At 52.3% G+C, this 12,413-nt stretch carries 10 protein-coding genes; 9 read left to right on the forward strand and 1 reads right to left on the reverse strand.

Going from position 1 to position 12,413, the window contains the following annotated elements; genetic code table 11:
* The first annotated feature begins 204 nt into the window (after window positions 1-204).
* Together larA and GT1_RS15070 are read left to right on the forward strand one after the other, a co-directional pair.
* Window positions 205-1,464: a nickel-dependent lactate racemase gene (larA, locus tag GT1_RS15065; protein WP_188399426.1), complete on the forward strand. Its 1,260-nt coding sequence runs from the start codon at window positions 205-207 to the stop codon at window positions 1,462-1,464.
* Between the two features lie 59 nt (window positions 1,465-1,523).
* Window positions 1,524-2,024, forward strand: a complete 501-nt coding sequence (locus GT1_RS15070; RefSeq protein ID WP_188399427.1) for a flavin reductase family protein — start codon at window positions 1,524-1,526, stop codon at window positions 2,022-2,024.
* A 157-nt stretch (window positions 2,025-2,181) separates the two neighbouring features.
* Here GT1_RS15070 and GT1_RS15075 read toward each other — a convergent pair whose 3' ends face one another.
* The gene (locus tag GT1_RS15075; protein WP_188399428.1) at window positions 2,182-5,514 is read right to left on the reverse strand and encodes a hypothetical protein; all 3,333 of its coding nucleotides are present in this window, start codon (window positions 5,512-5,514) and stop codon (window positions 2,182-2,184) included.
* Window positions 5,515-5,771: 257 nt separating this feature from the next.
* On the opposite strand from GT1_RS15075, the gene GT1_RS15080 reads away from it, so the two are divergent.
* The 7 genes from GT1_RS15080 to GT1_RS15110 all read left to right on the forward strand — a co-directional run bounded on the left by GT1_RS15080 (window position 5,772) and on the right by GT1_RS15110 (window position 12,360).
* Window positions 5,772-6,092 carry a helix-turn-helix domain-containing protein gene (locus tag GT1_RS15080; protein ID WP_188399429.1) on the forward strand — a complete coding sequence of 107 codons (321 nt, stop codon included), beginning with the start codon at window positions 5,772-5,774 and terminating at the stop codon, window positions 6,090-6,092.
* 34 nt (window positions 6,093-6,126) lie between these two features.
* On the forward strand, window positions 6,127-6,960 hold the full coding sequence (locus GT1_RS15085) for a PhzF family phenazine biosynthesis protein (protein ID WP_188399430.1): 834 nt from the start codon (window positions 6,127-6,129) through the stop codon (window positions 6,958-6,960).
* 90 nt (window positions 6,961-7,050) lie between these two features.
* Window positions 7,051-7,638 carry a GNAT family N-acetyltransferase gene (locus tag GT1_RS15090; protein ID WP_223226286.1) on the forward strand — a complete coding sequence of 196 codons (588 nt, stop codon included), beginning with the start codon at window positions 7,051-7,053 and terminating at the stop codon, window positions 7,636-7,638.
* 83 nt (window positions 7,639-7,721) lie between these two features.
* Window positions 7,722-7,916, forward strand: coding sequence for an H-type small acid-soluble spore protein (locus tag GT1_RS15095; RefSeq protein ID WP_075752262.1), 195 nt, complete (start codon window positions 7,722-7,724; stop codon window positions 7,914-7,916).
* A gap of 178 nt (window positions 7,917-8,094) precedes the next feature.
* Window positions 8,095-9,897, forward strand: a complete 1,803-nt coding sequence (gene cydD, locus GT1_RS15100) for a thiol reductant ABC exporter subunit CydD (protein ID WP_223226287.1) — start codon at window positions 8,095-8,097, stop codon at window positions 9,895-9,897.
* Window positions 9,887-11,617, forward strand: coding sequence for a thiol reductant ABC exporter subunit CydC (gene cydC, locus GT1_RS15105; protein WP_188399432.1), 1,731 nt, complete (start codon window positions 9,887-9,889; stop codon window positions 11,615-11,617). Before cydD ends, cydC begins: the two co-directional genes overlap by 11 nt.
* Before the next feature lie 44 nt (window positions 11,618-11,661).
* Window positions 11,662-12,360: a DUF2225 domain-containing protein gene (locus GT1_RS15110; RefSeq protein WP_075752256.1), complete on the forward strand. Its 699-nt coding sequence runs from the start codon at window positions 11,662-11,664 to the stop codon at window positions 12,358-12,360.
* Window positions 12,361-12,413: the final 53 nt, after the last annotated feature.

The raw sequence follows: 12,413 nt of genomic DNA on the forward strand, positions 1-12,413 counted from the left end.
ATTCAGTGCACGTCTAATTTAAGTATATTGATTATCATTATCATTTGCATTGTTAGTATACCCTTTTTTTCCCTTGCTGTCAATTGCCATTCCTCAACCTTTGCAGGCAAAAAGGAAAAAAGTATTGAGCTTATGGTAAATGCAGGATAGAATATACTTATACTGCCAAGCTAACACTAACATATGAAAGGAAGTGTAACCTGTATGAAACCAGTATCACTGGCTTATGGAAAAAACGGCTTGAAAATTATGGTACCCGACCGCGCAGTAATAATCGAACCCCGCCATTTACCTGGACTTGCTGATGAAAGGACAGCCGTACAAGAGGCTCTCCGCAAGCCGCTGGGGACACCGCCTCTCAAAGATATGGTTACCGCGAAAGATACTGTTGCCATTGTTATTTCTGATATGACCCGCCCTACCCCGAATGACAAGCTGGTTCCCTGGCTTCTGGACGAACTCGCCCATGTGCCTAAAGAAAACTTTGTCATTATTAACGGTCTTGGCAGCCATCGGGCCAACACGGAAGCAGAGCTTATTCAAATGCTGGGCCAGGAAGTGGTTGATACCGTACGAATTATCAACCATAATGCTTTTGACCCTGAAGAACTTGTACTGGCAGGTAAAAACAGCTATGGCTCTGATGTTTATCTCAACAAAGTCTATGTAAACTCTACCTTTAAAATTGTAACCGGTTTTATTGAGCCGCATTTCTTTGCCGGATTTTCCGGCGGCCCCAAAGGCATTAACCCCGGGATTGCCGGTATTACAACAATTCAAGGCTTCCATAACGCCCAAATGATCGGCAACCCGCAAAGCACCTGGGGCGTAATTGAAGGCAATGTGGTCCAGGATGCAGCCACCCAAAACTGCCTGATGGCTAAACCGGACTTCATGCTGAATGTTACTCTCAACGGCAACAAAGAAATTACCAGCGCCTTTGCCGGTGATGTAATTACAGCCCATCGTGCCGGCTGCGCCTTTGTCAAGGAACACGCCATGTACCCGGTTGATCAGCCGTTTGACCTGGTTATTACCACCAACTCAGGCTATCCGCTGGACCAAAATCTGTACCAAACAGTCAAAGGTATGAGCGCAGCCGCCCAGATTGTCAAACAAGGCGGAGCTATCCTTTCCTGCTCCGAATGCTCAGACGGCGTACCTGACCATGGTAACTTTGCTAAAATCCTTAAATCAAAAGCTACTCCTGAGGAACTGTTGGCGATGATTAATGACCCCAGCTACTCCGTATTTGACCAATGGCAGGTGCAGGTGCTGGCGATGATTCTCCTGAAAGCCGAATGCTACCTGTACTCAGGACTTGATGAACAAACAGTGCGTGATGCTAAAATCATTCCGGTAGCCAAACCCTGTGATGCCATCACGACAGTGTTAAATAATAAACCCGGTGCCAGTGTTGCCGTATTGCCACTGGGGCCGCTGACCATCCCGTATGTGAAATAGCCGGCTATCCCGGGCCGCAAACCAATTTATTGCCCGGGATACCGTGAGGAGGAAATATTATGACAAACCTTACCTACGAGCAATTCTCAGGCCAAGCCGCCGAGCTTATTCCCAAGAACGCCTTTATGACCACCGCCCATGGCGGCAAAACCAATACTATGACCATCGGCTGGGGCAGTGTCGGCATCATGTGGAGAAAACCGGTATTTACCGCCCTGGTACGCCAATCCCGCTTTACCAAAGAGCTTGTTGAGCAAAGCGGTGAGTTTACCATTACCCTGCCGCTGAGCGAAATGAAAGAAGCCCTGGCACTATGCGGCACCAAATCCGGCCGCGATATGGATAAAATTGCGGCTGCCAAGCTTACTCTGGCTGACAGCCAGGCCATCACCACCCCTATCATTGCCACTCCCGGCTTGCAGCTGGAGTGCAAAGTAGTCTTCAAACAGACTATGCAGCCGGAAAATCTCGCTGCTGCCGAGCAGGCCTCGTGCTATGCCGATGGCGATTACCATACCCTGTACTTTGCTGAAATAGTGGCGGCTTACAGAACCGAGTAAAAACTTGTTTTTTCAGTCTTTTCTTAGCTATGTTTAAACGACAGGATTTTGGCCACACATTTTTACAGACAAAAAGGAGGTCGCAGGCTGTACAGCCTGCGGCCTCCTTTTTTCCTCGCTTCCATGAAAAGGGCCGCTGTAAAAACGGCCCGAACAATTAAAATACCCGCTTAAGCTGCACCGTCCCGGTTACACCTTCCCGTTTCCCGGCATATCCCTGAAGACCGAGTTCAAGGGTGTTGCTGCTCGCCGGGCGGCTTTTGAAGCTCATGCCAAGCTCAACAATACCTGTGCCGCCCTTCAAGCTTGGCGCTTCCAGGTCTAAACCATAGACGCTGCCTTTAGCCTTGCCGTCAAATTCGTATTCATACGCCAGTCCCACATAGCTGGCTCTTTTGCCGTCAGGCTTTTCCTGGCTCAGCCGCACCCCACCCCGCAGACGACTTGAGTCAACACCGGCGAAGCTGAACGGTTCGCCTGCCACTCTTACATCGCTGCCGTTTTGGTGTGTCCAGAAATATTTAGCGTAGTAATCAAGCGTCTTGTTACCCTCGGTTTTAAGCTTCCCGATGCCGATGTGTGCGCCATAATAGCCGGAGTTAGTGGTGTAGGAAGCATTATTTAAGTCGCCGCTGTCAAAGGTCGTCCGGCTTTTTCCGCCCCGCACCGAGCCTTCCAGGTAGCGTCCGTCCGGCGCGTCATGCCGGAGGAGCGCTCCTAAGCCATAGTAGCTGGTGTCGCCGTCGCCACGGACGCTGGGCATATTGGCAAAGCTGTTGTAGGTATCATAATTGCCCCAGCCTGCTTCCAGAAAAAGTCCTCTGACCAACGAACCGTTCTCTATATCACGTTTGGTGACAAAGCCAGTCATGAGGGAGGTGCCGTCCACATCGGCATGCGAACCTGTTTTATAGCGGGATGAACCGCTGGAGACCGCGCCGAAAGAGGCAATATTTCCATTGGCCGCTTTGGCTTTTGCCATAGCGTCAGCCATTCCCGTTCCGCCGGCAAGGTCAGCGCCCTGGTTCACAAACGCCATGTTGGCGGCATATCCTTCGGCTAATGCTTTGGTCTGGGGGTTCACGCCGGCGGATTTTACGGTTGCGGTCAGAGCTGTACCCCCAGCCTCAAGGCTGAAGTCATAGAGTATCGAAATACCTGACCGGACATTTGTCGCACTATAGCTGTCAGGAGCATTTTGCGTAGAACTGATCAGAGTGACGGTGTTGCCGGGAGCCAGGAGAGTGCCGCCCTCCATACCGGTAATGGCGACATGAGTGCCCGCAAGGTCTGTTTGGTTGTTGGTAACGGTAAGCACGGTGCCGCCATTCTGGAGGGAAGCAGGGAGGAAGAAATTGTAGTTTTGGAATTTGTTAACATCATTTAGTGTTCCCTGAAAAGCGTTAACATTCAGGGTATTGCCAGCAGATGTTCCACTGCTGGCAGGATTTATCCAGCCACCATAAACAGAAGAGGTGTTTGCCAAATGCGCGTCGCGGCCAAGGGTTACGATATTGCCATTGGCTGAACCGGTGTCGCTGAAGCCGCCAAACACATCACCCGTAACCAGGCCGCCTTCAAGCAGTACACTGTTGCCTGTAGCATCGCCCGTATTGCCCGCGTAGCCGCCATGAACAAAGCCCACCTCAGCCGTGCCGGAGATAACCACCCGGTTGCCCTCAACGTTGCCGGTACCCCAAGCTTCACCGCCGGTGATCGTATTCATTATTCCGCCGGTAACCGTGACACTGTTGCGCAGACTGTTGCCACTATTGCCAGCAGCCGCGCCCACAATAAAATTGCCGCTGCTGAAAGAGCCGCCCGAAATTACAACCGTGTTGTCAGTGGCATCTGCTGATTCGGATATACCTCCGAATACATTTTTATTAACCGTGCCGCCCGTCATAGTGACACCGTTGCCTATGGCATTACCCGTATCCGTCCAGGCGCCCCGCACATGACCGTCAATTTGCGTACTGCCGGAAATAACAACCCTGTTATTTTCCACAGTGCTGCTGGTAGCTTCACCACCTGTGACATTTTTGCCCACATGCCCGCCGGACAGTTCCACCGTGTTGTCAACACTGGCACCGTCAGTATTGAGACCGCCGACAACATGCTCGTTAATGCTGGCGCTGCCGGATACCGCCACCCGGTTACCCTGGGTAATTCCGCTGCCGCTATTGACCCGGCCGCTGAACACACTGTTAGTGACCGTGCCGCCGGATACCTCCACAACGTTGCCGGAAGCCGAGCCTGCATCACTAAGGCCGCCGATAATGAAAGTCCCCACCATGCCGCCGGCGAGGGTTACCCGGTTATCATTCGCCTCGTTCCCTGTCCCCAGGCTTTGTCCACCCACCAGTTGCCCCCCAGCCGAACCTGAAGTCATATTGATGGTATTGCCGCTGGTAAGCCCGTTGAAGGCGCTGCCGCCAAGAACGGAGCCGGTCACAGCCGCACCGGCAAGCGTGACCTGGTTGTTCAAGGCGCTGCCGCTGCCCATAATTCCCCAGTCATAGCCGCCGTAGACGTTGCGGGTGACAGTGCCGCCGGTCAGGGTGACTGAATTAGCTATGGCGCCGCCGCTGCCGTCAGTAGTATTGCTGTCACTGGCTCCGCCAAAGACATCATTGCCTGCCGTGCCACCGGACATAGTGACGCTGTTGCCGCTGGCGCTGCCATTTTCATACGACACGCCGCCGTAGACATCGTTGCCAATTTGGGCAGTGCCGCTGATGGTGACACGGTTATTCTCGGCGTTGCCTTGATTGCTGTTGCCGCCAAAGAGCTGCCTATCTACCGTACCACCCGTCATGGTGACGCTGTTGCCGCTAACGATGCCGGTGAGGCTGTTGCCGGCGTAGATGTATTCTGCTGTGCCACCAGACATGGTCACGCTATTGCCGCTAACGGCACCGGCGCCGGCGCTGGTGCCGCCGAAAAGGTAGCCGGTCACCGTACCGCCGGTCATGGTGAGGCTGTTGCCGCTGACTCCCCCGCTCAGGCTCATGCCGCTGATGGCATTGCCGCCGATCGAGCCGCCGGCAATAGTCACGGTATTGCCCACGGCACCCGCGCCATTAGCCGCAGCCGCATCATAACCACCGTACAGGTTACTGATCACAGCACCGTTCAAAAAGTTTACCCTGTTGCCTGTTACCGCCGCGCTGTCGTTCAGCCCGCCGAAGATCCTGTACGGATCTATAGTACCGCCTCCGGGTATGTAGTTCACAGTGATATTGTTGCCGGACACACCGGGTGGGATCAGGCTTGGCGGATTTGGCAAATCTGCACCGCCAATGGATGCATTTTGTAACTCCGCCCCGGCGCCGGTGTACGTGATGTCGGCTGCGCCGGCGGTTGCCGGTGCAGTGCACACACATAAGCAAGCCACAAGCACGGCGGTGTTTTTAATGAACATGCGCTGTAAAACAGCCCGGTACTTGGATACTAACATGCTTATCGCATTATCTGACAGTTTTAACAAAATAATTACCCCCTTTATTTACCTAACTATATACCAGGTAAAACTAACAAAAATAGACCCGAAAAGTATCCTATTACTTACATCAGCGTTTTGTACCCGGCAACACCTCCCTGATTTTAGTATAGTGTTTTGCTCTTACCAAACTCTTTCCCTTAATCGCGACTTTCTGAAAGGCCAATACTTCTTTACAGATTATCTTGAACTTTTTATTGATTTTTGAGAAATCCGCTATATAATCAAAACTGGAGGTGCTTTGCGTGAAATATGAAATCGGCCCAAGAATCCGCAAGTATAGAGAAGCCCAAAACCTGAACCAAAAAGAGCTGGCCAAGCTGATTGGCGTCAGCAACAGCAGGATATCAAATTGGGAACAGGGCATTAATCGCCCTGATGTGGACATACTTGCGTCCATATGTGAAGCGTTGAAGGTTTCTCCATCCGAATTGCTTGATATTCGTCTAAATCCGGAAGATATGAATGAGCATGAAAGGAAAGTCATCATGGCGTATCGCACCAAGCTTAATCTGCGGCAAGCGGTTGATATTCTGCTTGGTATTGATAACGATGGCGTCAACTGACAATACCCGTGCATTACGTTGGGGAGGATTAAGAATGAAAGTAATACCCATATATTATGTAGATGCGTTTACCAAGGAATGTTTTACAGGAAATCCGGCGGCAGTATGTGTCTTAACAGAGAGCATTGAAGATAAATACATGCAGCTAATTGCCAAAGAAACAAATTTATCCGAAACAGCTTTTGTTCAACCGCTTGAAGGCCAGGCGGTACATCAGGCAAACAGGTATTCATTGCGGTGGTTTACGCCAAAATGTGAAGTTGATCTATGCGGCCATGCAACCATTGCAACATCAGAAATACTGTTTAACCGCCTAGGGATTAACGGGGAACAAATTATTTATGAAACCAAAAGCGGCAGACTCACTGCGCGTAAGACCGATCAGGGAATCAGCCTGGATTTTCCCATAGATGAATTTTCTCCAGTTGCTTTACCGGCAGCTATTATCGAGGCAATGGGTATCGAAAGCTATGAAAATGCCATAATCGGCAAAAACACTAAGAAGCTTGTTATCTGTTTAAAGACGAAAAGTGATGTACTAAAACTGACGCCAGACTTTGAAAAAATGAAGAACATAGAATTTGCCATGACGGTAAAAGGGGTTGGTGTTACCTGCAGCGGCGATGAAGATTATGATTGTATCTCCAGATACTTTAATCCCTGGGCAGGAATTAATGAAGACCCGGTTACAGGTTCGGTTCATACGGTGCTGGCAGCCTACTGGAGTAAGCTGCTGAATAAAAGTGAGCTCAGGGCCTACCAGGCTTCCGACAGAGGCGGCGAGATGATACTCAGAATATTGACAGGAAACAGAGTGGAGCTAATTGGCCAGGCAGTAGTTGTATTAAAGGGTGAATTGTATATATAAAGAAGTCCGGCCATTTTACCCCTAACCCGTATCAGGGTTTACTTTTTCATGATAATATTAGATAATGAGGAATACTAAAATATAAATGATATGAATACATATAAAGCAATGAAGAAAGGCGTGGATTGTGTGGGATGTGGCTGTGTGCTTCAGGGGAATAAAGTGTGTCTCAGGACAGTATGGGAATCAGACCTGGAGTTAATTTATCGATTAATGACCGATGTATCGGAAAAAGGTGAATACTGGCTGATGGATATTCCGGCTGAACCGGCTTTTCGCCGGGGTTTTGTGGAACGCGGCTTTTGGCATGATAGTTTTGGCCGGATGGTCATTCAAAATAACGCAGGTAATATGGTCGGTGAAATTATTTATTTTAGAAATGCCGATTACCGGGCCGGTTATGAACTCGGTTATCAAATCTTTAAGCGTGAAGACCGGGGCAAAGGGTATATGTCAGAAGCCTTGGCACTGTTCTCGGCTTTCTTGTTTGAATCAAAGCCCATTCCCCGTCTTCAAGTGACTGTGGTGGCCGGCAATGAAGCCAGCCGCAGTGTAGCCGAACGTTGTGGCTACCGTTATGAAGGAACACTGCGCCAGGCAGCTTTTTTGGCAGGTAAGTATGTTGATCTGGAAATCCTGGGACTGCTCAGGGAGGATTGCCCGCCCCTGTCGGTGTAGCCGCATACCCGGACGGCAGATAAAGAGCTGACCGAATAAAATTGCCGCCAGGTGAAATACTACCCGTAAAAGGGGTGGTTTGCATGAATGCGTCACGCGCCGAACAGATTCTCAAGTCGCCGGATACGATTGGCGTAAAGTACCGGAATAACTATGTCTGGATCGAAAATGTTGATAAAGGCCGGAATACGGCTTACGTAACTTATCTTGAGAAACACAATACCGTGCATGTGGATATTGACCAGTTGGAAGAAACCGGACCGATGCCCCAGCACTAAGCAATGCAACAGCAAAAGCGGGATTGCCATACCGGCGTTTCGCAATAACCCCGGAAGGGAATTAGAGACCTTCCTGGGGTTATTGCAAGCGCAGCGGGCGGCAATCCTGTTTTATTTTGCACTTTAAAAAACAAGCCCTGTATAATTAGCAGGATTATACAGGGTGTTGTAGTATATATTGCTCAGGACTATAGCGCGGGAAACCCGCATATGGGCGGATTTTCGCTTTAAAGGCAGGCGAGCTATTTTGATCGACAGGCAGTTAGGCCGGGAAGCAGGTAAAAAGCGCCGCCTGTTAGCTGCAGTGATTGGTTTGGGTGCCGGCGGCGGGCTGCTGGCAATTACCCAGGCCTATTATCTCACCCAGGTGATTGACAGGCTGTTTCTGGGTAAACAGGAACTGGCGTCCGTAGCCGGTCTGTTATGGCTTTTAACCGCCATAATATTGGTGCGCGCCATTGTTACGTATCTGGAAGGTGTGTTGTCCTTTAAGCTGGCGGCAGCCATCAAGACCGGCCTGCGGCAGCGGCTGGTGAGCCATTTGCTGGGCCTTGGGCCGGTGACGCTGGCACAGCAGCCGGCCGGCGAACTTATTAATATTGCCGGCGAAGGCGTAGAACAGCTGGAAGCCTATTTTGCCAAGTATTTGCCCCAGTTGGTTAAAGCCGCGTGTATTCCGGTGTGTATCCTGCTGGTGGTGTGGCCGCTGGATCTGACCTCAGCCCTGCTTTTGCTAGTGACAGCACCCATGATACCTGTATTTATGCTGCTTATTGGCAAACTGGCAGAAAAGCAGAATCGCAGACAGTGGGAGACATTAAACAGTTTAAGCGCTCATTTCCTGGATGTTCTGTCTGGGCTGATGACACTCAAGCTGTTTGGCCGCAGCATTGAACAGGCAACCATCATTGCCCGGGTGAGTAAAGAGTTTCGCGACGCTACCCTGAATGTGCTTAAAGTGGCGTTTTTGTCAGCGCTGGCACTGGAACTGGTGGCTACTATCAGTACGGCACTGGTGGCGGTAACGGTGGGGCTCCGGCTGCTCTACGGCGAGATCGAATTCTCCCAGGCTTTCTTTGTACTGCTGTTAGCACCTGAATATTATCTGCCGCTCCGGCTGCTGGGAACTCAGTTTCACGCCGGAATGGCGGGAAAGGCAGCGGCAGCAGATATTTTCCGGCTGCTGCAATTAAGCGGCAGCCAGGCGGCAGGCGGGTCGGCTCCTTTGCCAAGACAGCAGCAGATTGCGCTTGCCTTCCGGGATGTATATGCCGAGTATCAACCGGGCGGGCGGCAGGCTTTGCGCGGGATATCGTTTACCCTGGACGCCGGACAGCATTTGGCGATAGTCGGCCCGAGCGGTGCCGGGAAAAGTACGGTGGCTGCCCTGCTGCTTAACTTTATCACTCCTGCCGCGGGAGACATCGTGGTAAATGGGAAGTTGCTCCGGGGGCTCAGTTCAGACGATTGGCTGCGCCAGGTTGCTTTTGTGCCGCAGCGTCCGCACTTATTTCAGGGGTCTGTTGCCGATAATATCCGCCTTGCGCAGCCTGACGCAGCGCTTGCTGAGATTATCAGGGCGGCCAAAGCAGCCGGCGCACATGATTTTATTGAGCGGCTGCCTGCCGGGTATGACACGTTGATCGGCGAAGGCGGTCAAGGCCTCAGCGGCGGCGAGTGTCAGCGGCTGGCTATTGCCAGAGCCTTATTGCAGGACGCACCGCTGGTTATTTTGGATGAGGCGGCGCGCGGGCTGGATGTTCACTCACAGGCGGTGCTGGATAAGGCCCTGGCAAGGCTGCTGACAGGACGCACCGCCATAATTATTGCCCACCGGCTAAGTACGGTGCGCCAAGCCGACAAAGTTATTGTGCTGGCAGACGGCCAAATCAGCGAGGCCGGTACCCATGCCGAGCTATTAGCCCGACCGGGACTATACCGGCAGCTGGTAGGGGCTTCTAAGGGAGGGTATGATGTATAAAATCTTAGCCGGCAGTCATCGTACCTTGTTACTGGCTGCTGCGGCCTGCCTGATCGGCAGTTTTACGGTATATGCCAATGTCGGCTTGCTGGCGGCCTCGGCTTGGCTGATTTCGGCGGCCGCCCTTCACCCGTCGGTGGCAGAATTATCGGTGGCGATTGTCGGGGTGCGCTTTTTTGGCCTGGCCAGAGCCATATGCCGGTATGGGGAACGGTATACCAGCCACGACGCTACCTTTCGTCTGCTGGCCGACATCCGGGTGTGGCTCTACACCAGGCTGGAACCGCTGGCACCGGCTAATTTGCCCGGGGTTGCCAAAGGTGATCTTTTTAGCCGCCTGGTAGCCGATGTTGAGACTTTGCAGTTTTTCTATTTGCGGGCGGCATTTCCGGTGGCCATTGCCGTGGTGGTGGCCGTCACGACAGTGGGGTTGTTGGCGTGGCTGGCTCCCTGGCTGGCTTGGCCGGTAGCCGGGGCATTTTTGCTGACAGGCTGTGTTTTGCCAATAGGCATTAGCCGGCTGGGACGTGAGGCCGGCCAAGGGGTTGTAGCGGCCAGAGCCAAACTGAATGGCAGTCTGGCTGACAGCCTGGAAGGACTTACTGAATTAGCGGCTTTGGGCCGGACGGAGAAACAGGCCGCCTGCATTGCTGCAGCCAATGCGGAGCTGACGGCCTGCCAGGAGCGGGCCAATGTAGTGGCTTCCCTGAGCGATGCCTTAGGAACCCTGGGAATGAACCTGACCGTCATTGCCGTGATTATCCTGGCTGGGCCGCTGGTAGCTGCCGGCCAGTTGGAGGGAGTCTATCTGGCAGTGGTGGCACTGGCAGTACAGGCCAGTTTTGAGGCAATTTTACCCTTGCCGGCGGTTGCCTACTATTTGCAGGAAAGCAACGCGGCTTTTGCCCGGATTGCCGCCATCACCGGCCAACAACCGGCTGTTAACGCTGCGGGAATACCGGCTGTACCTTCAGGACCGCTGGAGTTTTCGGTGAATCGGCTGTCTTTTTCCTACTCGCCTGATTCACCGCCGGTGTTATCCAATATAACCTTCAGCCTGCCTCCGGGTAAACGCCTGGCAATTGTAGGCGCAAGCGGTGCCGGCAAAAGTACGCTGGCCGGACTGCTATTACGGTTCTGGGACTATGATCGGGGAGTCCTGCTGCTAAACGGCAGAGATATTAGGGTCTATGAACCGGCAGCCATACGCCGGGCGGTGAGTGTTGTCAGTCAGGATACCTATTTGTTTAACGCTACCATCAGAGATAATATTCTAATAGCCAAACCGGATGCCGCACCGGCCGAATTAAACCAGGCGGTAGCAGGTGCCATGCTGACAGATTTTATTGAACGGCTGCCGCGGGGGCTGGACACCCTGACAGGCCAAAACGGACTGGCGGTCTCCGGCGGGGAACGCCAGCGCATTGCCTTGGCCCGGGCACTGTTAAAACCTGCTCCGGTATGGCTGCTCGATGAACCGACAGCCGGGCTGGACGCCCAGGCCGAAGCGGTTGTCATGAGCCATATTTTGCGCTCTGCAGGCACTCGCTCCCTGGTATTGATAACCCACCGGCTGGTAGGGCTGGAAACCATGGATGAAATCCTGGTCTTAGCTGACGGACAAATTGCGGAACAAGGAGCTTTTGCCGATTTGTTGAAAAAGAAGGGGCTGTTTTACCAGATGTGGGCCCTGCAGGGAGATTTATTAAATATTTCTTGAGAGCCTGGCCCTATTATGGTAAGGTATATATTGGAGGCGATGATATGGCAGAGCCGACCTATTCGGTAGAAAAAAAGTGTCCTGTTTGTGAACAAACATTCAGTGTTACCCGGACGCGCGGCCGGCAGGTAATGGACAAGCAGGATAGTGATTTTTGCGCGCATTTTAAAGATATAAATCCTTATTATTATACGATTTGGGTATGCTCTAACTGCGGCTATGCAGCTGCCGACAGTTACTTTGAGGATTTATTTGTGGCAGCCAAAGACAAGATTGCTAAGTTTTTGGCAACACGCAAAGTCAATGTAAACTATAGCGGGGAACGCACGCGTGACCAGGCGATAGCAACCTATAAGCTGGCGATTTTTTTCGCCGACATGATCGCAGCTCCGGCGAGCCGGCTGGCAGAATTATATCTTCGGCTTGCCTGGTTGTATCGTGAGGGCGAAAACCAGGAAGAAGAAAAAACCGCCCTGCTTAAGGCCTGTGAATATTATGAGCAGGCTTTGATGCGGGAGCGGCTGCCGATCGGCTCCCTGAGCGAGGCGGCGGTTTCCTATTTGATTGGTGAGCTGGCCCGGCGGAGCGGGCAAAATGAAAAGGCACTATTATATCTGAGTAAGGTTGTTGGCAATCCTGCAACGAAACTGGAACCGCGGGTTTTAAGCCTGGCCAGAGACGCCTGGCATGAGGCCAGAGACGCCCGGGACCAGGCGGCAGCAGCCGTCACTGATGGCGATTAGCGCCACAGTTTGTTCTAGCAGTAAAAAGGCGTGTCGCTTTTGCGACACGCCTT

It is taken from the genome of Sporomusa sp. GT1 (assembly GCF_014634905.1).
Lineage (GTDB): Bacteria > Bacillota > Negativicutes > Sporomusales > Sporomusaceae > Sporomusa > Sporomusa sphaeroides.

Bases quoted from the DNA above. Each gene is read 5' to 3' on its own strand.
- GT1_RS15070 (WP_188399427.1), top strand. From the start codon at position 1,524: ATGACAAACCTTACCTACGAGCAATTCTCAGGCCAAGCCGCCGAGCTT.
- cydC (WP_188399432.1), top strand. From the start codon at position 9,887: ATGATGTATAAAATCTTAGCCGGCAGTCATCGTACCTTGTTACTGGCT.
- GT1_RS15090 (WP_223226286.1), top strand. From the start codon at position 7,051: ATGAATACATATAAAGCAATGAAGAAAGGCGTGGATTGTGTGGGATGT.
- GT1_RS15095 (WP_075752262.1), top strand. From the start codon at position 7,722: ATGAATGCGTCACGCGCCGAACAGATTCTCAAGTCGCCGGATACGATT.
- GT1_RS15085 (WP_188399430.1), top strand. From the start codon at position 6,127: ATGAAAGTAATACCCATATATTATGTAGATGCGTTTACCAAGGAATGT.
- larA (WP_188399426.1), top strand. From the start codon at position 205: ATGAAACCAGTATCACTGGCTTATGGAAAAAACGGCTTGAAAATTATG.
- GT1_RS15110 (WP_075752256.1), top strand. From the start codon at position 11,662: ATGGCAGAGCCGACCTATTCGGTAGAAAAAAAGTGTCCTGTTTGTGAA.